This is a genomic window from Serratia sp. 2723, from assembly GCF_050434425.1.
GTDB lineage: Bacteria > Pseudomonadota > Gammaproteobacteria > Enterobacterales > Enterobacteriaceae > Chania.
The window spans coordinates 402,589-426,731 of the sequence record NZ_JBNDIN010000003.1; the positions used below are offsets into that span (position 1 = coordinate 402,589).

The following is a 24,143-nucleotide window of genomic DNA, read 5'->3' on the forward strand; positions in this document are numbered from 1 at the left end:
TGATTGCCAAATATTAACACCGTGTTATATTGTTCGCAACATAAGCGCCAGGAGAAATAGCCTGATATGAGCACCGCACCTGTCCCAGCCAGCAAGTTACCTGACCTCGGCACCACCATCTTTACCCAGATGAGCGCTCTGGCGCAGCAGCATCAGGCGATCAACCTGTCGCAAGGCTTCCCGGATTTTGATGGCCCGGAGTATTTAAAACAGCGCCTGAGCTGGCACGTCAGCCAGGGGGCAAACCAATACGCACCGATGACTGGCGCAGCGACGCTGCGTGAGGCCATTGCGGAAAAAACCGCTCAGCTCTACGGCTGGCAACCCGATGCCAATAGTGAAGTGACCGTCACTGCGGGTGCAACCGAAGCGTTGTTCGCTGCAATAAGCGCCCTGGTACGCTCCGGCGATGAAGTGATTTGCTTCGACCCAAGCTACGATAGCTATGCCCCGGCGGTACAGCTTTCCGGCGGCGTTCTGAAACGCATTGCCCTACAGCCGCCAGCCTTCAAGGTAGATTGGCAACGGTTCGCCGATCAGCTTTCACCGCACACACGGCTGGTGATCCTTAATACTCCGCAGAATCCCTCCGCCACGGCCTGGTCGGCAGAGGATATGCAGCAGCTATGGGCTGCCATCGCCGATCGGGAAATCTATATTCTGAGCGATGAGGTTTACGAGCATATCTGCTTTGCCAAAGGGGGACACGCCAGCGTGCTAGCCCATCCGCAACTGCGTCAGTGGGCGATAGCCGTTTCCTCGTTTGGCAAAACCTTCCATATGACCGGCTGGAAAGTGGGTTATTGCGTGGCCCCGGCAGCGTTAAGTGCCGAGGTGCGCAAGGTTCACCAGTATCTGACGTTCTCGGTCAACACCCCTGCCCAGTTAGCCTTGGCCGATATGCTGCGCAACGAGCCGGAACACTGGCAGCAGCTACCCGCGTTCTACCGTGCCAAGCGCGATCGCTTTGTGCAGGCGTTAGCTAACAGCAGGCTGGAAATCCTGCCCTGCGAAGGCACTTACTTCTTACTGGCCGATTACAGCGCCATTTCCGATCTGGATGACGTCGCCTTCTGCCATTGGCTGACCGAGCACGCAGGCGTGGCGGCGATCCCGCTATCTGTCTTCTGTGCCGATCCTTTCCCCCATAAACTGATCCGGCTGTGCTTCGCGAAGCAAGATGCCACGCTGGATGCCGCTGCGGAGCGCCTATGTCGACTCTAAAAATTACCCTCTTGCAGCAATCGCTGGTCTGGCGTCAAGGTGAGGCCAACCTGCGCCATTTCGATGCCTTGCTGCCCTCAATAACCGGCCGCGATCTGATTGTACTGCCGGAAATGTTTACTACCGGCTTTGCTATGGATGCCGGGGAAAGCGCATTGCCTGAACAACAGGTGATCGACTGGTTACACACTTGGGCGGTGAAAACCAACGCCTTGGTGGGTGGCAGCGTAGCGTTGAAAACTGCCGAAGGGGCAGTTAACCGTTTCCTGCTGGTGGAGCCAGGCGGCAAGGTGCATGGCTATGATAAACGCCATCTGTTCCGCATGGCTGGTGAACACCAACACTATCAGGCAGGGAAACAGCGCATCATTTTCGAATGGCGCGGCTGGCGTATCCTGCCGCAGATCTGCTATGACCTGCGCTTCCCGGTATGGTCACGCTATCAGCAAGATTACGATCTGGCCCTGTACGTGGCCAACTGGCCGGCGGCGCGCAGCATGCACTGGCAAACGCTGCTGGCAGCACGGGCGATTGAAAACCAGATTTACGTGGCGGGTTGCAACCGCGTGGGCGAGGACGGTAATGGCCTGAATTACAGCGGTGACAGCCTGATTATCAGCCCGCAAGGGGAACGTTTGGCCAGCGCAGAGCAGGGCCAGGCGGCGAGGCTGGATGCCGAGCTTTCGCTGGAAACGCTGCAAACCTACCGCGCCGCGTTCCCAGCCTGGCGTGATGCGGATGGCTTCCAACTGCACGATTGAGTCAATGCCCCTCACCCTAACCCTCTCCCACAGGGAGAGGGGACCGAACGAATTCTGTTGAAAGTGTCGTGATCCTTCATGGGCACCTGTTGACTCACCTTGGTTGAAGGGGCGAGCAAGTTTGCTTAGAACACCTCTTTACTTCCAAAAGAGCAGGGGCTATCAGCTCCCTCTCCCTTTGGGAGAGGGCTGGGGTGAGGGGTCTGTTATACCCACTGCCAGGCAGTAAGCCTGGATCGCTAGCGCTACGTCGCCCGCTGCTACGGCCTCATTGGGATGATGGCTGATACCGCCCGCGCAACGCACAAACAGCATCCCCACCGGCCAACGGGCGGCGACAGCAATGGCATCATGCCCCGCACCGCTAGGCAACATCGGGCTGCTCCCTTGTACCTGCACTACCGCGTCATGCCAGCGCTGCTGCCACTGAGGATCACAAGCGGTGGCCGGTATGCGGTAGAACTCCTCGCTGTCGAAGCCGACTCCACGACGCGCGCCAATGTTCTGCGCCTGTGCCAGTAATTCGGCCAATAACGCGTCTAGCGGCTCATCCTGCGGGCCACGCACGTCAAGGGATAACCTGACCTGCCCAGGGATCACATTAACAGCCCCCGGTAAGCTTTCGATCTGACCGACCGTGGCGATCAGATTCGGATCACACTCCACAGTGAGTCGTTCAACCGCCACCATCCATTCGGCAGCGGCAGCCAGCGCATCCCGGCGCTGCCCCATCGGCACGGTCCCTGCATGGCCAGCGTGCCCGGTAAAGGTACAGTTGAGGCGGCGCGCACCGTTAATCGCCGTGACCACTCCCAGAGCCTGACCGGCGGCCTCAAGACAAGGCCCTTGCTCAATATGCAGTTCGAGATAGGCGCAGATCGAGTCTTGTGCACGCTTGGCAGAACCCACAGCCGCAGGATCAAGGCCCACCTCACGCATAGCCTCGGCCACGCTGATGCCCTCAGCATCGGTACATGCCAGCCAATCCTCTGCCCACTGACCGGTGATCCCTTTACTGCCGAGCAAGGTAATGCCAAAACGGGTGCCCTCCTCGTCGGCAAAACCGATCACCTCGATCGCCTGTGGCAAACGCCGGTTACGGCTATGCAACAAGGCGACAACTTCGAGCGCGGTCAAAACCCCCAGCATGCCATCGTAGCGCCCCGCATTGCGCACCGTATCCAGATGAGAGCCTAGCAGCAGCGCCGGTGCAGCCGGTTGCTGCCCTTCGTAACGCCCACAGATATTGCCCACGCCGTCTTGCCAGACCGCCATCCCCAGCTCACGCATCCAGTTCCCGACCAGCCGGTTGGCACGCAGATGTTCTGCCGAGAGATAAACCCGCGTCAGTTGGCCTGGCGTGCTGCTGATTGCCGCCAGTTCGTCACAGCGAGCCATCACTCTGGCTGCGGCTCGTTCCACTTCCAGAGGGGTCAGCAGCATTGCCATCAATTCTGCCCGGCGTCGTAAATGTTCCATGCTGCCTGCATAGCTTCCCCATGCGGGCTAACAAAACCGAGACGGTTGAGTACCGCTTCCAGCGCGGCCAGAGTTTGCAGCACACAGTCTTTCCGCGCGTTATACCCCATGGTGCCAATCCGCCAGATCTTGCCCTGCAACGGGCCAAACGAGGTGCCGATTTCGATGGCGAAGTCATTGAGCATCATCTGGCGTACCTGCTCGCCATGGATGCCCTGCGGGATCACCACGCCCAGCACGTTGTTCATCTTGTTGGCGATATCGCCAAAGACCTCCAGCCCCATTCCCTGGATCCCGGCCAACATCGCCGCGCCATTCAATTTATGGCGGGCAATCGCGTTATCCAGCCCTTCATCCAGGATCACCCGGGCGCATTCACGCGCGGCAAACAGCATGCTGGTGGCTTCCGTATGGTGGTTCAAGCGCTCCGGCCCCCAGTAATCCATGATCATGCCGAGATCGAAATAGTTGGAGTAGATCATCTCGTCGTCACCGTCTGTGTGATCGACGGTACGGATCCCCTCTTCAACGCACTTACGGCGGCGCACGATCTCTTCAAACTGCGGGCTAAGGGTGATTGGAGAACTGCCAGAAGGACCACCGAGGCATTTTTGCAGCCCTGCGGATACCGCATCCAAACCCCAGGCATCGGTTTCCAACTCGTTACCAGCGAACGAGGCGGTAGCATCGGTATAAAACAGGACGCCGTGGCGGCGGCAGATATCACCCAGTTCCGCCAACGGTTGCAGCATGGTAGTGGAGGTATCCCCTTGCACCGTCAGCAATAGGCGTGGCCGTACTTTCTTGATCGCATCCTCGATCCGATCGGCACTGAACACCTCACCCCAAGGCGCTTCGATGGTGTGCACTTCGGCACGGCAACGGCGGGCGATTTCACATAACAGATGGCCAAAACGGCCAAATACCGGCACCAGCACTTTATCGCCAGGGCGGATGGCAGAGACCAGCATCGCCTCGATACCGGCACGGGAAGTCCCGTCTATCAGCATCGTCCAGCGGTTCTGCGTGCGAAACAGGCCGCGATACAGCTCCATCACCTGATTCATATAGCCGGTCATAGCCGGATCGTATTGGCCAATCAACTGGCTGGACATGGCACGCAGCACGCGCGGATCGGCATTGATCGGCCCTGGGCCCATCAGTAGGCGGTACGGAGGATTGATTTGATCGAATTGGTTGATAGCTAGCATGTTCATTCCTTGTCAACTTAATAACTTAGCCCGGAGATTGCTACGTCTGCGACCAGCCGGTTTTTGTTATTGCTAGATTATCGCCAAGCGAGAAAGGATGAAACAAAAGATTCTTAAAATATTTATCTGCAACTAATGAATCAACGGACGCAGCATACAGCGCCCGTTTAGCCACGTGAAAACCAACGCTTCAGCGCTGCTCCAACTCCTCCAGATCGCTGAACAAATTGGCAACCTGATGAATACGCTGCCGCCCTTGCGACAACCTGTCATGCAGCAACGCATTGCTCAGCAGGCTCGCCAGGCTCATTGCGCTGGAGTAGCTGTCAAACGCCGAGACGCTATCGAGCGGCGTCATCAAATGCCAGCTAGCCAACGGGATCAACGCCTGGGCCTGCGGTTCGCAGATCAATAACGTTGGTACCTGTTTGATCTGCAACTGTTGCAATACCTCTCGCGCCAAGCGTGGACGCCGGCGAAATGCGACTACCACCACCATGTCCTGTGGCCCCAGATCCACCAGATCTTCGGCCAAGGTCTGGCCCGGCTGCGGTATCAACAAAACCTGCTCACGCACCTGCATCAGTTGCTGGCGCAAATGCATCGCGACGGGATAGCTGTTGCGCATCCCCAACAACACCAGCCGCCGGGATTTCCCCATGGCCGCGATCACCGCGCCAAACTGTGCCGCATCAATCTGCTGCACCCAGTGCGTCAGATTGGCCATTTCCTGCTGGTAATGACGGGCCAGTAAGGTGTTCCCCTGCACCGCGTCACGGCTGTCGGTCAGTGGCATACCGCTTTGGCGTAAGGTGCGCAGCTCGTCACGCATTGCGCGATAGCTGGCATAGCCCAGGCGCTTGAACAGACGGCTGACCGTGGCCTTGGAGACACCGCTCAGGCGTGCCAACTCGGTGCTGTTATAGCTAATCAGATCGTCAAAGTGATCGAAGATAAAGTCGGCCACCCGCTGCTCTTGAGGGGCCAATTGCGGGTATTCGCTGCGCAGGCGTTCATCAATCTGTTTCATCGCTACTCCCGCTGTAACTTTTGTTTCAGCGGAACATAGCACAGCAGCCAAAGCGGCCGCCAGAGTTGAAATCGGGATGACAATGGCGCGATTGCGTGTTGCTCACAAACCAGACAACAACCGTTAAAGCGATTTATTGTAGGGAATGAATTTGCCTCTCACGACTTAGGACGACTTATGGCGACGATAACCTCGATCAAAGTTGATGATGACCCCAGACAACGCTTGCATTTGGATCTGTTACAAGCATGGGAAACCTACCAAACCGAAGGTAACTTTCTGACAATGGAAGAAGCTGATCACTGGCTGGCTAAATTGGCGAATGGTGAGGACACCGAGATCCCGCTGATGGCATAGGCTATAAGATAACGGTGTTTATACCGCAACACATTAAGCCTGAAGCAGGTGGAAGTCATGCAGGTTAACCGACCGTTGAGCGCATGGATGCGCGATTCGAGCCCCCAGGGACGGGTTCACGGCGTGTCGGTGATCTGCATGACTTCCACCTGTAGCGCTATTAGACACAGCAATTTAGTAGGCTCAGAAACTTAACACCAGTACGCCATAAAGTTCACCGTGGAACGGTCCAGATCGCGTTCACCAATCAGGTAATGGCGCAGCGTTTTCACCACTGAAGACTCTGCCGCTACCCAGGCATAAAAGGTCTTGGCCCCTTCGGCACGCTCCCACAGCAAATCCCCACCCAGGCTGTTTTCTGCCAGAGACTGCGCTTCAGCCCGTGCCGAGGCCGGGATGTTAACCCGCTGACGCACCGCCTCCACCAGCAGCGTGCCATGCAGTTGCTGATGCCCGACATCCCGTGGCAACCAGTAAACCTCGGCAAACGGGAATTGCGTCATATCGAGGCAGTCCCCCGCTACCGGCACTTCGAAGAAAGCCTGCACACGCGGCGGGTTAGCCTGTTGCGCCAACTGTTCGAGGATCCCCATCGCCGCCGGCAGTGCCGTTTCATCGGCGATCAGCAACGCCTGCCGGGTTTGCGCCGGAGGAGCCCACTCATAGCCGCCGCTGTCCTCAGCAAAATCAGCATTCGGTGCCACGGCCTGGAGTTTATCCCCCGCAACGGCATGCGTTGCCCAGGCAGAGGCCGGACCATTGACGCCGTGGAGCACAAACTCCACGTCCATTTCATTCTCAGCAGCGCGCAGCGCCCGCAACGTGTAGGTACGCATCACGGGCCGCTGCTCTTTCGGTATCGCCATGTAGTTACGATACCAATCTTCGCTATTCTCCAACGGCTGGCCCTGCCCTTCCGCTACCGGGAACAACAGCTTGATCCGTTGGTCCGGGGCTTCCAGCTTCATGCGTTGTACCTCTGGGCCGGTAAACACACAGCGCAGCAGCGAGGGGGAAACGTTTTCCTTGTGCTTCAAGGTAAGATCAAAGATGCGATAGCTTGCGGACATATCACTGACTCTCCCGCGTAATGTCTGCCATTCGATGCTGGCACCATAGCCAGCTGCTAATGCCGCCCAGCAGGACGGCGGCTACCAGTGCCGCCGCCACCAACTGCGACTCACCGTAAAATTTGCTCACCACCGGCACCATTAGCGCGCTCGCGCCATAACCCAGCGTATGGCTGGTGGCGATCGCTCCCGCCCCTTTGCCGGTAGATAATTTGTCGTTCAGCATCAGCTGATAGCCCGGCGTCGCCATCGCGGCCCCAAACGAAGCCAGCGCACAGCCAAGATAAAACAGCGCCAGCGGAGCGGTACACATCAGCCCCAAGCCAGCGATCATCAACAAAGCGGCAAACATCAGTAGCTGCGGCGGCGTAAGCCGCTGCGGCCGCACCACCAGAAACTGGGCCAACAGCGTGCAACCCGCCGCCACGCTGAGCAATACCGCCACATGGTGACTGACGGTCGTCGCCGAATGGCTGAACAGTTGCTGCAAATGCGGAGCCAAGCCCAACTGCATCAGGCTGACGCAGCCCGCCAGCAGCAACGCGCACAGCAGATAGGGCATCATCGTCAGCCGCAGGCGGTTTTGCTGATGCGCCACCGCAGGCAGCGGCGGGTCGTTATGCTGGCGACAGATCACCAGTAACGCGATCAGCGGCGCAATCGCCATCAGCCACAGCGGAGCCATCGGATGCAAAGACAACGCCAGGGCCGCACACAGCGGGCCAAGCAACCGGCCACAGCTCAGGCCGGAACTGATGGTGGCTAACGCCGCCATGCGTTGTTCATACCCAGCGCGTTGCAGCGCCCAGGTCTGGCTGGCAGGCACCATGCCCGATACGGTCAGACCATAGATAATGCGCGCCACAATCAATCCACCCAACCCAGCCATTTCAGGCAGCCAGCCCGCAGCCAGCCCCCATACGGCCAAGGCCAATAACGCAAAGCTGAGCAGGTAACCCGCCAGGGCCATAACCACCACGTATTTACAGCCGCGAATTTCTGCCTGTCGCCCCCACCAGGGAGAACCGACCAGAAACAGCATCGATCCCAGCGTCAGTAATCCGGCCCACACCGACAGCGAGAGCTGGGTCAGGCTGACCAACACGGGTAATGCGACCAGCAAACCATTTTGCCCAATGCCCAATAGCCCGGCACAAAACGCCAGCGGCCAGTTTGAAGGAGAATCATTACCCATTACAACGATTTTTGAACCCGAAAATAAGCGCATTAAGTAAAATAACCGTTAAGAATATGATGTTTTTATGTGTAATTAATCAAAAAATTGTATCATGCAGCGATTGATAATAATAAGAACTATTGATATAAGAATCATTCTCAATCGCTCCAGAGTGACCAGGGTCATGACCATCCAGTTAGCAAGCGCAGCAACCGATGTGGCTGCGCAATGTTTCCTCAACGCGCTAATGCGTGAAACCCGGGACTGGCACATCGTGCCGGCAACCAACAGCCAACAACCGCCGCAGTTACATCTGCCACTTTCAGATAGCCAGTTTATTCGCATTCCATTACGCCATACTTCGCCAACCCAACATCATCAATATCAGTTCCCGGCCCGCCTGAATGGCAGCGGTGAGGTGCTGAGCTTTGAGCAGTTGGTTACGCTGTTGCTGGCCAAACCGGCGGTAAAAGGCCAACTGAGTGAGGAGGTTTTAGCACGCTTTCGCCAGCGAGTGCTGGAAAGTCATGACAACACCCAACAGGCGATCGCCATCCGGCTGGACTGGCCAAAGCTACGCGATCGGCCACTGAGTTTTGCCCAGGCGGAACAGGGTCTGTTAGCTGGCCACGCTTTCCACCCGGCACCGAAATCCCACGAGCCCTTCGATCACCGGCAGGCACAACGCTACCTGCCAGATTTTGCTGGCAGCTTCCCCTTGCGCTGGTTTGCGGTTGATAAACGCAACCTGTGTGGCGACAGCCTGGATCTGACGTTACGGCAGCGCCTGCAACGCTTCGCCGCAGAAAGCGCGCCACAGTTGCTGGGCCATTTTACCGATGACGTCTGGCTGCTGCCGATGCATCCGTGGCAGGCCGATTATCTGCTGGCACAGAGCTGGTGCCGCGAGCTGGTCGAACAGCACAAGCTGCGCGATCTGGGTGAGGCCGGAGAGCGTTGGCTGCCAACCAGCTCTTCACGCTCTCTGTACCACGCGGGCAGCCGTGACATGATCAAGTTTTCCCTCAGCGTACGGCTAACCAACTCAGTGCGTACCCTGTCGGTAAAAGAAGTGAAGCGCGGCATGCGTCTGGCACGACTGGCACAGACCTCCCGCTGGCAAGAACTGCAAGCGCGTTATCCAACGATGCGCGTGATGCAGGAAGGTGGCTGGGCCGGGCTACGTTGTACTGACGGCGTGATCCAGGAAGAAAGCCTGATGGCGCTACGCGATAACCTGCTGTTCGGCCAGCCGCAGAGCCAAACCAACGTGTTGGTCACCTTGACGCAGGCCGCGCCAGACGGTGGCGATAGCCTGTTAGCCGCGGCAGTGCGTCGCCTGGCTGCCCGCCTGAACTTGCCGTTGCAACAAGCCGCCCATTGCTGGCTGGACGCTTACTGCCAGCAGGTACTGCTACCGCTGTTCAGCGCCGAAGCCGACTACGGCCTGGTGTTGTTGGCCCATCAACAAAACATTCTGGTAGAAATGCAGCAGGACTTGCCGGTGGGCATGCTGTACCGCGATTGCCAGGGCAGCGGCTTTACCCGCGATGCCACGCCTTGGTTGGATGAAATCGGCGAAGCCGAGGCGGAGAACCGCTTTAGCGAGCAGCAGCTGTTGCGCTACTTCCCTTACTATCTGCTGGTGAATTCTACGTTGGCCGTAACCGCCGCGATGGCGGCAGCAGGGTTCGACAGCGAAGAGAGCCTGATGAGACGAGTGCGGGATGCGCTAGCCACGCTGCGTAACACGGCGAAAAATACCCGCTGCCTGGACTATGTGCTCGACAGCCCACATTGGAACTGCAAGGGCAACTTCTTCTGCTATCTGCACGATCACAATGAGAACACCATTGTCGATCCGGCGGTGATCTACTTTGACTTCACCAATCCGCTGCGTATGGAGGCCGCTCAATGATGCCCGTCGCCAAGATTGTTCACGCCACCAACGGATTCCGCTGCGAACTACTGGGAAAAAACCTGTCCCTCAGCCTGGGATTGGACGGCAGCGCCGCATTGCATTATCCAGGCTCACTACCGGCAGGTTGGTTGATCCAGGCGTTGGATCAGTTGCTGATCGCGGCTCCACAGTTAAGTGGTATTGCCCTGCCCTATGCCGAATGGCGCGAGGAGCCACAGGCTCTGGTACTGTTCGCCCAGGCCAGCGGTGATTATCTGGCCCGCGAAACCTTCTACCAATTACCGCTATGGCTGCTCGCCGAGCGCCACACCGCTGGCGGTCAGATGCAATACGATGTCGAGCGCGAGCTATGGTTTCCGCAGCGCCCTGCCCGGCCCAGCGGCGAGGTGTATCGCCGCTACGATCCGCAAATCAAACGTAGCTTGAGTTTCCGTTTGCCTGAAGTCGAGCGTGACGCCGAACAGTTCACCCGTTGGATGAACTCCCCCCGCGTTGACGCCTTCTGGGAAATGAGCGGCCCGCTTGAGGTGCAAGCCGCCTATTTACAGCGCCAGCTTGATTCCAGCTATTGCTACCCGCTGCTGGGCTGCTTTGACGATCAGCCCTTTGGCTATTTCGAAGTTTACTGGGCCCCCGAAGATCGCATTGGCCGCCACTATCGCTGGCAACCGTTCGATCGCGGCCTGCACATGCTGGTCGGTGAAGAAGACTGGCGTGGCGCGCAGTACATCCGCAGTTGGCTACGTGGCCTGACCCACTATTTATACCTGGATGAACCCCGCACCACTCGCGTCGTGGCCGAGCCACGCGCAGACAATCAGCGGCTGTTCCGCCATCTGCCCACCGCTGGCTACCACACGCTGAAAGAGTTTGATTTCCCCCATAAGCGTTCACGACTGATCGTGAACCAACGTGATGACTTCTTCCGCGAGGGACAGGTATGAGCCGCCACGATTACGCCGATTGGCAACGCGTTAACCTGCAGATGATCGCCAAGATCCTGGCGGAACTGGAGTATGAGCGTACTTTGCAGGCCGAGGAGCACGACGGGCAATGGCAGATTGCGCTAGGTGATACGACCTACCGCTTCAGCGCCAAACGCGGGATCTGGGGTTGGTTGCACATCGACACCAACAGCCTGAGCTGCGATCGCCTGCCGCTGGCCGCCGATCAAACGCTGCGGCAACTGGCGCAGGTGCTGAAGATGGATGATGCGCAGATCGCCGAACATCTGGAAGATCTGTACGCCACGCTACGCGGTGACATGCAGTTACTTACCGCTCGCCACGGGATGAGCGCTAACGATCTGATTGCGCTGGATGCCGACGCGCTGCAATGCCTGCTGGCAGGTCACCCGAAGTTCGTCTTCAACAAGGGGCGTCGTGGCTGGGGGCTGACGGCGCTGCAACAGTATGCGCCAGAATATCAGGGCCAGTTCCAACTGCACTGGGTGGCTGCCAAACGCAGCAGCTTTGTCTGGTGCATTGACGAGGACTTCCCGCTGGAAAACCTGCTCAACAGCGCGATGGACGGCGGAGAACGCCAGCGCTTCGACCGCCGTTGGCACGAACTGAAGTTGAACAACGACTGGCTGCCGGTGCCGTTGCACCCATGGCAATGGCAGCAAAAAATCGCGCTGCATTTCCTGCCACAGTTGGCCAGCGGTGAACTGGTCGAACTGGGCGAGTTCGGCGATCGCTATCTGGCTCAGCAGTCCCTGCGCACCTTGACCAATACCAGCCGCCGGGTACCGTTCGATATCAAGCTGCCGCTGACCATTTACAACACCTCCTGCTATCGCGGCATTCCGGGCAAGTACATCAGTGCCGGGCCAGCAGCTTCACGCTGGTTACAGCAGATTTTCGCCAGCGACAGCACCTTGCAGGGCTGCGGTGCCCAAATTCTGGGTGAGCCTGCGGCGGGCTATCTGGCCCACCCAACCTATGGCGCGCTGCCCAAGGCCCCTTATCGTTATCAGGAAATGCTTGGGGTGATCTGGCGTGAAAACCCGTCCTGTTATCTGCAACCGGGCGAGCAGGCAATCCTGATGGCAACGCTGATGGAAACCGACAATCAGGGTGAGCCGCTGATCGCTGCCTACATCGCCCGTTCCGGCCTGAGCGCAGAGGCATGGCTGGTGCAGATGTTCCAGGCGGTGGTGCTGCCGATGTACCACCTGATGTGCTGCTACGGGGTGGCACTGATCGCCCACGGCCAGAACATCACGCTGGTGATGAAAGACCATGTGCCGCAACGGGTGCTGCTAAAAGATTTCCAGGGCGATATGCGCCTGGTGGATCAGGACTTCCCACAGGCCGCTTCACTGCCGCAGGTGGTGAAAGACGTGACGGTGCGCCTGCCTGCCGAGTATCTGATCCATGACCTGCAAACCGGCCATTTCGTCACCGTGCTGCGCTTCATTTCGCCACTGATGAACGGCTGCGGCATCAGCGAATCGCATTTCTATCAAGTGCTGGCACAGGTGCTGGAGCGCTATATGGCGCAGCATCCGCAGTTGGCCGAACGTTTTGCCCTGTTCGACCTTTTCAAACCACAGATTATTCGCGTGGTACTCAACCCGGTGAAACTCACCTATTCAGAGCAGGATGGCGGCAGCCGCATGTTGCCGAACTATCTGCAAGATCTGGATAACCCTCTTTATTTGGTCTCCAAGGAGTTTGCCCAATGAATCAGCCTCTGGATTTCATCGGCATCGGCGTCGGCCCATTCAATCTGAGCATTGCCGCACTCGGCAGTGAGGTTAGCGGCTTTAACAGCAAGTTCTTCGAACGTAAACCGCACTTCTCCTGGCACCCCGGCATGATGGTGCCGGACTGCCATATGCAAACCAGTTTCCTCAAGGATCTGGTCAGCGCGGTTTCACCGACCAACCCGTACAGCTTTCTCAACTACCTGGTGAAAAGGAAGAAGTTTTACCGCTTCCTGACCACCGAACAGCGCACGGTCTCCCGCGAAGAGTTCGCCGACTATCTTGACTGGGCGGCTAACGGGCTGGAGACGCTCGAGTTCAGCCAAGACATTCGCAGCGTGGATTTTGACGACCAGCAGCGCCAATTTGTTGTCACCACCCAACGCGATGTCTACCGTGCTCGCCATATCTGCCTGGGCATCGGCAAACGGCCCAAACTGCCGGACTGCGTCAGTGAGCAGAACGATCGCTGCTTCCATGCCAGCGAAATGAGCCTGCGTAACCCGGACCTTACCGGCAAACGCGTCACCGTGATCGGCGGCGGCCAAAGCGGTGCCGATCTGTTTTTGAATATTTTCCGCGCCGAGTGGGGCCAGCCCAAGCAGTTGAACTGGATCTCGCGCCGTAACAATTACAACGCACTGGATGAAGCCGCCTTCGCCAATGAGTACTTCACGCCGGAATACGTAGAAAGCTTCTACACCCTGAGCGACAGCGCCAAGCAGCGCATGCTGACCGAGCAGAAAATGACGTCGGACGGCATCACCAGCGGATCGCTGCTGGCGATTTACCAGGCGATGTATCACCGCTTTGAAGTGTTACGGGAAAAGCCTTGGGCCCATCTGCTGCCTAGCCGTTCATTGGCCGCGATGCACGCATCCGGCAATGGCTATCAGCTGGTCACCCATCACCATCTCGATCAGGGCAAGGAAACCTTCGACTGCGACGTGGTGATCTTCGCCACCGGCTATCAGCAAGACCGCCCGGCGTTTCTTGCGCCGCTGGCCAATCGCCTGCTGACCACGGCGAACGATGAGTATCGCATCACCCCGGATTTCACCCTGGAATGGCAGGGTCCGAGCGAAAACTGTCTGTTTGCCGTCAACGCCGGCATGCACAGTCATGGCATTGCCGAACCCCAGCTCAGCCTGATGGCCTGGCGTTCGGCCCGAATTCTCAACCGGGCATTAGGGCGCGACCAGTTCGACTTAACGTCCACCCCGGCGGTGATCCAATGGCGTAGCCAGCAGGCAGCGGTAACCGCCCAAGCTGCACACGACGCCATCTTTAACTTTAACTAACCATGGAAACGTTTGAACAACAATGAAACGCAGACACCTCTGGGTACTGAACCCTTGCCTGTTGGCAATGCTCGCACCAACGGCCTGGGCAGAAGAACAAAAAAATGATGACCAACTGGTGGTTTCCGCCAGCCGCGCTCACCGCAGCGTGGCGGAGATGGCTCAGACCACCTGGGTGATCGAAGGCCAGGAAATTGAGCAACAGGTGCAGGGCGGTAAAGAGATCAAGGATGTGCTGTCGCAGCTGATCCCGGGCATGGACGTCAGCAGCCAAGGCCGCACCAACTACGGCATGAACCTGCGTGGCCGCTCGATGATGGTGATGATCGACGGCGTGCGCCTGAACTCATCGCGCAGCGACAGTCGCCAGCTCGATTCAATCGATCCGTTCAATATCGCCCATATTGAAGTGATTTCCGGTGCTACCTCGCTGTATGGCGGCGGCAGCACCGGTGGCCTGGTCAACATCGTGACCAAGAAGGGCCAGGAAGAAAAACAGGTTGAGCTGCAGCTTGGCGGTAAAACCGGCTTTAACAGCAGCAGCGATCACGATGAAAACGTGTCGGCGGCGGTCAGCGGCGGCACCGATAAGGCTTCCGGCCGCCTGTCGGTTTCCTATCAGCGTTACGGCGGCTGGTATGACGGCAAAGGCGACGAGGTGCTGATCGACAATACCCAAACCGGCCTGCAATATTCCGATCGTATCGACCTGATGGGCACTGGCACCATCAATATCGACGATCACCAGCAATTGCAACTGACCACGCAATATTTCAACAGCGAGTCAGACGGTAAGCACGGCCTGTATCTTGGGCAAAACTTCTCGGCGGTGACCGGCAGCGGGCAGTCCTACAACAGCGGTAACCTGGATTCGGATCGTATTCCAGGTACTGAACGCCATCTGATCAACCTGCAATACTCCAACACCGATTTCTGGGGCCAGGATCTGGTGGCGCAGGTGTATTATCGTGATGAGTCACTGACCTTCTATCCGTTCCCTACCCTGAGCGGCGGCAAGGTGACCAGCATCGGCGCTTCGCAACAGAAAACCGATTTCTACGGCGGCAAACTGACCCTGAACAGCAAACCGATCGATAGCCTGACGCTGACCTACGGCTTCGATGCCGATCATGAAAGCTTCAACGCCAACCAGCAGTTCTTCAATCTGGCTCTGGCCCAGCAGTCTGGCGGGATGACGCTGCAAAATGCCTACAACGTCGGCCGCTACCCGAGCTATACCACCACCAATCTGGCACCGTTCATGCAGGCCAGCTACGACATCGATCCGATGTTTACCCTGAGCGGCGGCGTGCGCTACCAGTACACCGAGAACAAGGTGGATGATTTCGTTGGCTATGCACAGCAACAAGGGATCGCCAACGGTCTGGCAACCTCTGCCGATGCCGTGCCGGGCGGCAAAACCGACTACAACAACGCGCTGTTCAACGCCGGTTTGCTGGCTCATCTGACAGAACGCCAACAGACCTGGTTCAACTTCTCACAAGGGTTTGAGATCCCGGATCTGGCCAAGTATTACGGCTCCGGCACCTATAAGCTGGTGAACGGCCACTATCAGCTGCAAAAAAGCGTCAACGTCAATGACTCCAAGCTGGACGGTATCAAGGTTGACTCCTACGAGCTGGGTTGGCGCTACAACGGCGACAATCTACGCACCCAGGTTGCGGCCTACTATTCCCTGTCAGACAAGACCATCACCATCAACAAGAGCGATATGACCATCAGCATGAACGCTGATAAACGTCGGATTTACGGCATGGAAGGCGCGGTGGATTACTTCTTCGATGACAGTGAATGGAGCACCGGTGCCACCTTCAACCTGATCAAGTCGGAAACCAAAACCGATGGCAAGTGGGAGAAGTTGACCGTCGATACCGCCAGCCCGTCGAAAGCTACCGCCTACGTCAACTGGGCTCCGGGTGATTGGACGGTACGCGTGCAGTCGCAGCAAACCTTTGACGTTTCCGACAGCCAGGGCCGCAAGCTCGACGGTTATAACACCATTGACGTCCTCAGCAGCTATGCGCTGCCGGTGGGCAAGGTCAGCTTCAGCGTCGAAAACCTGCTGGACAAAGACTATACCACCGTTTGGGGCCAACGCGCGCCGATCCTGTATAGCCCAACCTACGGCGCGCCGGAGTTGTACAGCTATAAAGGCCGTGGCCGTACCTTTGGTTTGAACTACTCCGTACTGTTCTGATACGTCTGCGATATCACCAGGCCGAATTCCTCTATTCGGCCTACTTCCCATCCACGCAGAAATTATACCCCGCTCATACTAAAAGCATAAACAAAACAAAACATATGTATAGAACATCTATCCCACCTGATGTCAACACGATTTTTCTTAGCTTTTTGGGAAAAAAAATAGAATACAAGACATAACAACCAAGAATATTCCCAATAGGAACAACACTAGGTCACAAATTATTTTAACCTTAATTTCACACTGCAACATTTAAAAGAAAAAACAAAACCAAAAGTCGAATGGCACCCAAAAACAGCACATTGTGCTTATGCATTAGACTATCTGTAGTAATAGCATTTAATACCAAAAAATGCAGATAAAAATCAAAAAACAAACAAAAATATCAAAAACACACAACCAGGAAGATTTAAAATCTTTTATTATCGGTTATTTTTTTATTTTTATGAATTGACATTAACTCTTCAGACCATAATATATGAAGACAACGTGTGGGAATGATAGTTCCAGCAGGTGGATGCAGAGCCGGACAGTTTTTAGCAGCGGATGCGGCGGAGTTGATGGTGAATGGTATGGGTCCAATTAAATATGTAGCAACACCAATCATCGAAACGGGTGAGGATGGATTATTACTTTTTGGCTATGTTATCAATGATGAATATCAGGTGAATATCAAGTCGGGTTCAGTAATAAAACTCTATAATACGATGGAATACGGCGATGAACGATTTACCAATTATCTAAAACTGCGCGAAACGATGCTGCGGTTGCTGACGTATCTATTGGCACACGCAAACTCTGGCTATGTTTCCAACCAGGAGTTACTGGTACAGGTTTGGGAAAACTACAACTTATCCTCTTCAACCACTCGGTTAACCCAAGTGGTTTCCGAGCTTAAAGCACGGCTAAGTAAAATTGGCATAGCCGATAACTTTATTAAAACAGAGCGAGGAAAGGGATATACCTTACGTGGAGCGTCTATAATTCCACTGTATATAAAAACCGTATACAAAAATATGATTTAATTGTTTATCACCACCAAAAGGGAACAGTATTTTCACTACCATTAGTGAAATGACGGCTCTGATATCGCTCCATGTAACACTCAGAGCATTTCAAGGATAATCAACAAGGATCATACGCAATGAAAAAAACCACATTAGTAATGGCTCTCTCACTGGCTATCGGCGGCTTGGCCTCGGTTCCGGCTTCCGCTATTACCGTGACAGGTGGTCACGTCGATTTTACGGGTGAAGTGGTCAATACAACTTGCCTGGTTAACGGTCAAGCCGCAGGCGATGATAATCGTTTAGATGTTGTGTTAGCACCAGTTAACGCAAGTGATTTAAGAAACATTGGTACCACAGCAAATCCTACGGATTTTACAATTACCTTGGGCGGCGATGGTGATGTTGACTGCGCCAACGGTAAGCTTGCTGCGATCAGCTTTGATTCAACCAGCCCGGCGATTGACGGGACGACCGGTAATCTGAGCAATACGGCAGTTGCCAACCCGGCGCAAAACGTGCAGATTCAGATCCTGAGCGGTACTGACGCGGTCGATCTGAGAAACGACACCGAATATGAGCAAACCATCGCCAATAATACCGCCGAGTATAACTTCACAGCCCAGTATATTTCGGTAAAAGGTGGCCCAGTTACTGCAGGCCAAGTTGCCTCTACCGTTAAATATAACATTGTTTATCAATAACACCTGATTGACATACTCTGGCCCTGTTACCACAGGGCCATTTTCATTACGGCGATACTGACGAGATTGTTATGCCCTTGATTAAAAAATATTGGTTGCTATTTTCGGCACTAATGGCCGTTTTATTTGCCCCATCTCTCCATGCCAGTATAGTCATTTCTGGTACTCGCGTGATCTATCCTTCCGATGCCAAAGAAGTCACGCTGAAGATGGAAAATAAAAGCCCTGTCCCCCTGCTGGTGCAATCCTGGATTGACGCAGGCGATCCGAATACTACCCCCGAAGAAAGCGATGTTCCCTTTACGATCATGCCACCGGTTTCACGAGTTGAACCTGCCAAGACACAAACCTTACGCATTGCCGCCACACCGTTGCTCAACCATGCCACCGACCGCGAGACGCTGTATTGGATCAACGTGCTTGAAGTACCGCCCCAGGCTAAAGGGGATAAGAATTACCTGTCCATCGCCTATCGCAACCGCCTGAAGGTATTTTACCGCCCCTCCGCGTTGCCAGGATTATTACCGGAAAGCATGGAGAAGGTGAGCTGGCAGTTGCAAGGGGAAAAACTGATCGGCAAAAACCCGACGCCATACTATATCAGCTACGCCTCTGTGCTGGTTTCCGGCCTTGGAAAAGCGGCGGTAGCTGGCAGTGAGGGCGGCATGATTGATCCCTTCTCCGAGCAAACCTTTCAGCTAAAACGCGACAATAAGGTTATTGCGGTGCCGCCAAACAGCGTAATCACCAAGGCGATTAATGACTACGGGGCTTTTATTGAACAAATCTACCCGTTAGGCCGCTGACTTAACCCTTTTTCAGGAGTATTGGCTTATCTGAGTCATCAAGGATGCTATGACTAGATGTAAACCGACAATAAAAACCACACTGAAGTGGTTTCTTGCATGTGCCCTGGTTTCGGCCACTGCCGGCTATGCGGCAGACTCGACAGAAGATGTCACATTCGATCCCAGCTTTTTCCCTGGTGGTAAGGTCGGCACATTCGATCCGGCCCAATTCAGCCGCAGTAACGTCGTTGTACCTGGTATCTACACCGTGACGATCGAACTCAACGGCCAACGAATTGGTGATGAGAAAATCCGGTTCAAAGCCCAGCCGGGCAATGGCCTGCAAACTCTGCCCTGTTATCCGGGCAGTTTCTTTTCGCTGCTCAATCTGAACGCAGAGAAACTGTTGGCACAAACTCCTGCCGTACAACTGGCTCCGTTAGTGCAAGAGGGATATTGCGGCTCACTCAGCGAGCTGCTGCCCGGGGCCAGTGCCAGTTTTGACATCGGCGAGCAAAAGCTGACGCTGACGATACCGCAGTTGCTGATAAACCGAATGCCACGTGGCTATGTCAATCCCGAGCTGTGGGAGGATGGCTTAACTGCCTTGATCGTTAACTACAATGCCAACGTTTATCAGTCAAAACAGCGGGAGAATACCAATACCTACGGCTATCTCGGGCTGCGTAACGGCCTGAATGTCGGCCCTTGGCGCGCGCGAAATAACGGAACTATCAATTGGTCCTCAAAAAACGGTAGCGGAGATTACAAAAGCACATCGACCTATATCGGCCGCGATGTCCCCGCGCTGCACTCCCAATTGATCCTGGGTGACGCCTTCACCAGTGGTGAACTGTTTGACGCCGTGCGTTTGCGCGGGATCAGACTGTATTCAGACAATCGTATGTTACCTGATTCGTTACGCGGCTATGCCCCCATAGTGCGCGGCGTAGCCAATAGCAACGCCCGAGTTGTCATTACCCAGAATGGATATACCCTCTATACCACCACGGTGTCTCCGGGGCCTTTCGAGATCAACGATCTCTATCCCACCAGCTATGGTGGCGAACTGGTTGTACGTATAGAAGAAGCCACTGGTCAGGTCCGATCCTTTACGGTTCCTTATGCCTCAGTCGCGCAAATGTTACGACCAGGGATCAGCCGCTACGAAATGGCTGCGGGGAAAGTCAATACCGAGGGGCTGGCAAACAAGCCCGCCTTTGGCAGCCTGACCTATCAGTTGGGCCTGAGTAATTTAATTACCGGCTACTCGGGTATCACCGCCAGCAAGGGGTACCTTTCGGCCTTATTGGGCGGCGCTATGAACACGTTTATCGGCGCACTCTCATTGGATGTCACCCAGGCGAAAACCCGTTTGCCCGGCCAGCACCCGCGCTCAGGACAAAGCTATCGTATCGCCTTCAGCCAGATGTACCCAGAAACACAAACCAGCTTCTCAGTATCCGCTTATCGTTACTCAACCGAAGGTTTTCTAAGCTTGAATGATGCTGTACAGCTGCGCGATCTGGCACTGCGTAATGAAAATATCGATGCCTATGGCCGTCAACGCAGCCTGTTTACGCTTTCGGTCAACCAGCCACTGGGAGAAGGCTGGGGAAACCTGTACGCCACCGGCAACCATACCACTTACTGGAACCAGAGTAGTTCGCAACAGAGCCTGCAGATAGGTTATAGCAACTTCTGGCACAATCTTAACTATTCCCTTTCGATCAACCAAACGCTGAACGGTCAATCAAACGCAGGCAATTCCACACAGGATCGGCGAGAAACCCAATACGCACTGACGTTCTCGTTACCGCTGGGCTCAAGCCTCCATGCGCCAACGCTGAATGCTACCGGCACTACCGACAGCAAGGGGAGTACTGGACTGATTGGCCTGTCGGGCAATGCAGGTGAACAGAATCAGTTTAACTATGTCGTCAGCACCAGCCGTAATACCGAAGGCAATAGCAACTTCTTCAACAGCGGCGTTGGTTACCGCGCATCGCAGGCCAATATGAGCGCTTCGTACAGTTACGGCCAAGGTAACCGGCAGATTTCGGCAAGCATGGATGGTGCCCTGGTAGCTCACCAGGGCGGTATCACTTTGGGGCAAGCGCTTGGCGAAACGGGGGGGCTGGTACGTGCACCAGGCGCTAAAGGCGCTCTGGTCACCAACGCTTCCGGCGTTCAGGTTGACCGTTTTGGCTATGCCATCGTCCCCTACCTGCGCCCCTACTATCTCAATCAGGTCGATATCGATCCCAAGGGCAGCTCGCAGGACGTGGAGTTGCTATCGACCCGCAATACCACAGCCCCCCGCGCTGGTGCATTGGTCCTGCTTGATTATGAAACCAAGCGCGGCAAGGTAACCTACATCAGGGCCAAGCGACCAGACGGCAGCCCACTCCCCTTCGCTGCCAACGTCTATGATGCGCAGAACAACGCCGTGGGCGTTGTCGGTCAGGCCAGCCTGGTGGTGGCACGCGATCTTGCGCTGAAAGGCACGTTACAGGTGAGATGGGGGGATAGTCAGGCAGAACATTGCAGTATCCATTATTCGTTGCAGCCAGCAACCTCTGAAGAGAGCAGACAGCTGGTTCAAGGCGTCTGCCAGTGACCAAGTGCCCACAGGAAATGAGAAAAAACATGAAAAGACTCTTCGCCTCAGTAACGGCGATATCATTGATGCTCGGCGGCAGCTTGTATGCGCAGAATACGCTCGCAGCAGGTGCAGGTTGTGATTGGGATAGATCCTCTGCAACCATGATGGCCCTGCTTGATACCCGATTGACCATCGGAGGCAATATTACCGTGGGAGAGGATCTTCCCATCGGCAGTGTCATCTATTCCCAACGTATCCAGACCAATGGCAACGGTGCCAGTCTGTTATGTCGTGCGGGGGTTTATGACCTGGTTAACACCGTAATCAGTGCCCCCCATGGCCAATCCAGTTACCGTGACGCTACTTTCCCCACCGTGTTCAATACCAATATTGCTGGCATTGGGGTCGCACTGTGGCAAGGTACCCCGGATGGTAACAGTGGTTCCCGTCTACAGCTCCCTGGTAGGCTTACTGCCTTCTTTTCACCCAGCAGTGACAGCGTTTTCAACTTTACCGGTCAGGACGATGCCGCAGTCAGTTTTAATATTGCAATGATTAAAATAGCCACCAACATCGGCAGCGGTACGATTAACAGTAGCGACCTCCCCAGGTTCCAAACCTCATTCGATGGCAATGGTGAGAGTTTTGTCTATCAACAAGCGCGGATAGTTGGCAACCTGACGGCGATCCCGGCAACCTGCAACGTTGGCAGTAACTATTACCTGCCTCTTGGGGAACACTATCCTGATGAATTCAACGGCATCGATAGCACCGCGGGGAGCGCCGAGACCCAGATTGTGCTGTCTGGTTGCCCCGCTTTCTATGGTACCACCTCCTTCGGCGTGTTCCAGCCCAACGTCATCAGCCTCAAGCTTACACCGCGCAACGGATTTATCGATGCCGAACGCGGGATCTCGAAACTCAATACCACCGCCGGTGACGCAGCCTCAGGGGTAGGTGTCCAACTGAGCTTCAGACAGGAAAACGGCAACTACCAAGCGGCCAAATTCAACCAGAACATCAATCTGGCCAACTACATTACCTTCCTTGAAGATCGCGGCGGTGACTACAGTCTTGGCGTCAAGGCAACCTATATTCAAACTTCAGCCCCCATCCGAGCGGGCAGGGCTGATGCCCAAATAGAATTTATGATCACCTATCAATGACCGGGAGCGTCGAATGAAGATAACGAATACGCTGGGGCTACTTTCTCTTCTGATGCTGATCGGCGGCGGGCAAAGTGCTGAGGCCACCTCCACCGGTATACTGAATGTCACTGGTTCCATCAAGCTCGCAACCTGCTACTTCGACAGCGTTGAGGGGCAAGAACACAAGGACTACGATTGGATAATGCCGCAGGTCTCTGCGGGGAGCCTACGCGCTGCCGGTATGACTCATGGCCGTTCGCTAGGCAGTATCCATATTGGCGGGGTACATTGTACCAATGGTTACACACCCTATATTACGCTGGAAAATGGACCGACGGTCAGTTCGGATACCGGCAACCTGGTCAATACGCTGAGCAGCGAGGCCGAAAACGTCGAAATCAGGCTGCTGATGAATGATAAGCCGCTGGATTTACGTACTAGCCCGCGCGTTGGTTGTGCCGTGATTGTCGATAACCGTAGCCAATGTGATATCGGCTACGAGTATTATGCAACCGGGCGCGCAACCCCCGGAAAAGTAAAGAGTTCAGTACTGTTTAATGTGACCTATGACTGATCCCTTCCTTGTACTTCACAAATTGATGCCTGCGATTGTCCGGTAGCAGGCATCAAGCCGTTTACGGCATATTTCGTCCTGAGTAAATCTCCCGCATCTCTTTGCACAACAGCTCGGTGATCTCCTGTTGCCTGACCTTACTGAGGGTGTGCAACCTGGTGCTGAACAGGTAGTTATGCAAATCGAATGCTTTCAGCAACATCTTGGTATGGAAGATATTTTCCTGATAAACGTTCACATCCACCATCTGGTATAGCGACTTTATCTCTGCCGAAATGAAGTTTTGGATCGAATTGATCTCATGGTCGATGTAATGCTTCACCCCATGTACATCCCGGGTAAAACCTCTTATCAGGTAATCGATCGTCACAATATCTGACTCCAACTGCTGGATCAGGAAGTTGAGGGCTTTCAGCGGTGAAATCACCCCGCAGGTCGAGACGTCAATATCGGCACGAAAGGTACAAACCCCACATCCAGGGTGACTTTCCGGGTAGGTATGAACACAGATATGGCTTTTGTCCAAATGCGCCACGACGGACTCTGGCCGGGGAGGTTTGACGTCATTTGGGCTTATCGGCTCCTCACTGGCGAGAATAGTCACGCTGGCACCTTGAGGCTCATAGTCCTGGCGGGCAACGCTCAGCACATTGGCCCCAATCAGCGAACAGGTTTCAACCAGGATTTCGGTCAGGCGGTTGGCATTATATTGCTCGTCTATATAGGCGATATAGCCGTCGCGCTCATCTACCGTCTCGGCGTAACAGATATCGTAGATACAAAAACGCAGGCTCTTGGTCAGATTATTGAATCCATGCAGCTTTAGCCCTGGCAATTTACTTCACCTCCCTT

Annotated in this window: 20 protein-coding genes; 14 read left to right on the forward strand and 6 right to left on the reverse strand. The window is 55.3% G+C overall.

Annotation, left to right across the window (positions count from 1 at the left end):
• Positions 1-66: 66 nt before the first annotated feature.
• Both ABIE29_RS06865 and ABIE29_RS06870 read left to right on the forward strand, forming a co-directional pair.
• Positions 67-1,224, forward strand: coding sequence for a pyridoxal phosphate-dependent aminotransferase (locus tag ABIE29_RS06865; protein WP_429617468.1), 1,158 nt, complete (start codon positions 67-69; stop codon positions 1,222-1,224).
• On the forward strand, positions 1,212-1,985 hold the full coding sequence (locus tag ABIE29_RS06870) for an amidohydrolase (protein WP_429617470.1): 774 nt from the start codon (positions 1,212-1,214) through the stop codon (positions 1,983-1,985). The genes ABIE29_RS06865 and ABIE29_RS06870 overlap by 13 nt, the downstream gene beginning before the upstream one ends.
• A 162-nt stretch (positions 1,986-2,147) precedes the next feature.
• Here the strand turns inward: ABIE29_RS06870 and hpxK are convergent, their stop codons facing one another.
• The 3 genes from hpxK to ABIE29_RS06885 all read right to left on the reverse strand — a co-directional run bounded on the left by hpxK (position 2,148) and on the right by ABIE29_RS06885 (position 5,705).
• Positions 2,148-3,434 (reverse strand): allantoate amidohydrolase, encoded by a 1,287-nt coding sequence (hpxK, locus tag ABIE29_RS06875; RefSeq protein ID WP_429617555.1) that lies wholly within the window; start codon positions 3,432-3,434, stop codon positions 2,148-2,150.
• Positions 3,434-4,675 (reverse strand): pyridoxal-phosphate-dependent aminotransferase family protein, encoded by a 1,242-nt coding sequence (locus tag ABIE29_RS06880; RefSeq protein ID WP_429617472.1) that lies wholly within the window; start codon positions 4,673-4,675, stop codon positions 3,434-3,436. Before ABIE29_RS06880 ends, hpxK begins: the two co-directional genes overlap by 1 nt.
• Positions 4,676-4,865: 190 nt before the next feature.
• Entirely contained in the window at positions 4,866-5,705 is an 840-nt protein-coding gene (locus ABIE29_RS06885) for a MurR/RpiR family transcriptional regulator (RefSeq protein ID WP_429617474.1), read from the reverse strand.
• A 177-nt stretch (positions 5,706-5,882) separates the two neighbouring features.
• Here ABIE29_RS06885 and ABIE29_RS06890 point away from each other — a divergent pair, with 177 nt between their 5' ends.
• Positions 5,883-6,062, forward strand: coding sequence for a hypothetical protein (locus ABIE29_RS06890; RefSeq protein WP_429617476.1), 180 nt, complete (start codon positions 5,883-5,885; stop codon positions 6,060-6,062).
• A 191-nt stretch (positions 6,063-6,253) separates the two neighbouring features.
• On the opposite strand, the gene ABIE29_RS06895 is transcribed toward ABIE29_RS06890, so the two are convergent.
• Both ABIE29_RS06895 and ABIE29_RS06900 read right to left on the reverse strand, forming a co-directional pair.
• On the reverse strand, positions 6,254-7,132 hold the full coding sequence (locus tag ABIE29_RS06895; protein ID WP_429617477.1) for a siderophore-interacting protein: 879 nt from the start codon (positions 7,130-7,132) through the stop codon (positions 6,254-6,256).
• A 1-nt stretch (position 7,133) separates the two neighbouring features.
• Complete coding sequence (locus ABIE29_RS06900; RefSeq protein WP_429617479.1) at positions 7,134-8,327, reverse strand: MFS transporter; 1,194 nt, start codon at positions 8,325-8,327, stop codon at positions 7,134-7,136.
• A 166-nt stretch (positions 8,328-8,493) separates the two neighbouring features.
• Here ABIE29_RS06900 and ABIE29_RS06905 point away from each other — a divergent pair, with 166 nt between their 5' ends.
• The 11 genes from ABIE29_RS06905 to ABIE29_RS06955 all read left to right on the forward strand — a co-directional run bounded on the left by ABIE29_RS06905 (position 8,494) and on the right by ABIE29_RS06955 (position 23,291).
• A complete protein-coding gene (locus ABIE29_RS06905; RefSeq protein WP_429617480.1) occupies positions 8,494-10,227 on the forward strand; it encodes an IucA/IucC family protein in 1,734 nt (577 codons plus the stop codon).
• A complete protein-coding gene (locus ABIE29_RS06910; RefSeq protein WP_429617481.1) occupies positions 10,224-11,174 on the forward strand; it encodes a GNAT family N-acetyltransferase in 951 nt (316 codons plus the stop codon). Before ABIE29_RS06905 ends, ABIE29_RS06910 begins: the two co-directional genes overlap by 4 nt.
• Positions 11,171-12,919, forward strand: coding sequence for an aerobactin synthase IucC (iucC, locus tag ABIE29_RS06915; RefSeq protein WP_429617482.1), 1,749 nt, complete (start codon positions 11,171-11,173; stop codon positions 12,917-12,919). Before ABIE29_RS06910 ends, iucC begins: the two co-directional genes overlap by 4 nt.
• Positions 12,916-14,241: a lysine N(6)-hydroxylase/L-ornithine N(5)-oxygenase family protein gene (locus ABIE29_RS06920; RefSeq protein WP_429617484.1), complete on the forward strand. Its 1,326-nt coding sequence runs from the start codon at positions 12,916-12,918 to the stop codon at positions 14,239-14,241. The genes iucC and ABIE29_RS06920 overlap by 4 nt, the downstream gene beginning before the upstream one ends.
• Before the next feature lie 22 nt (positions 14,242-14,263).
• Positions 14,264-16,459 carry a TonB-dependent siderophore receptor gene (locus ABIE29_RS06925; protein WP_429617486.1) on the forward strand — a complete coding sequence of 732 codons (2,196 nt, stop codon included), beginning with the start codon at positions 14,264-14,266 and terminating at the stop codon, positions 16,457-16,459.
• A gap of 503 nt (positions 16,460-16,962) precedes the next feature.
• The gene (locus ABIE29_RS06930; RefSeq protein WP_429617487.1) at positions 16,963-17,490 is read left to right on the forward strand and encodes a winged helix-turn-helix domain-containing protein; all 528 of its coding nucleotides are present in this window, start codon (positions 16,963-16,965) and stop codon (positions 17,488-17,490) included.
• A 119-nt stretch (positions 17,491-17,609) separates the two neighbouring features.
• Complete coding sequence (locus tag ABIE29_RS06935; protein WP_429617488.1) at positions 17,610-18,176, forward strand: fimbrial protein; 567 nt, start codon at positions 17,610-17,612, stop codon at positions 18,174-18,176.
• A gap of 113 nt (positions 18,177-18,289) precedes the next feature.
• Positions 18,290-18,982, forward strand: coding sequence for a fimbrial biogenesis chaperone (locus ABIE29_RS06940; protein ID WP_429617557.1), 693 nt, complete (start codon positions 18,290-18,292; stop codon positions 18,980-18,982).
• A 49-nt stretch (positions 18,983-19,031) separates the two neighbouring features.
• On the forward strand, positions 19,032-21,584 hold the full coding sequence (locus ABIE29_RS06945) for a fimbria/pilus outer membrane usher protein (protein WP_429617490.1): 2,553 nt from the start codon (positions 19,032-19,034) through the stop codon (positions 21,582-21,584).
• Positions 21,585-21,613: 29 nt separating this feature from the next.
• Positions 21,614-22,735: a fimbrial protein gene (locus ABIE29_RS06950; protein WP_429617493.1), complete on the forward strand. Its 1,122-nt coding sequence runs from the start codon at positions 21,614-21,616 to the stop codon at positions 22,733-22,735.
• A gap of 13 nt (positions 22,736-22,748) precedes the next feature.
• Positions 22,749-23,291 (forward strand): fimbrial protein, encoded by a 543-nt coding sequence (locus ABIE29_RS06955; RefSeq protein WP_429617496.1) that lies wholly within the window; start codon positions 22,749-22,751, stop codon positions 23,289-23,291.
• 61 nt (positions 23,292-23,352) lie between these two features.
• On the opposite strand, the gene speD is transcribed toward ABIE29_RS06955, so the two are convergent.
• Positions 23,353-24,126, reverse strand: a complete 774-nt coding sequence (speD, locus tag ABIE29_RS06960) for an adenosylmethionine decarboxylase (protein WP_429617499.1) — start codon at positions 24,124-24,126, stop codon at positions 23,353-23,355.
• Between the last annotated feature and the right edge of the window lie 17 nt (positions 24,127-24,143).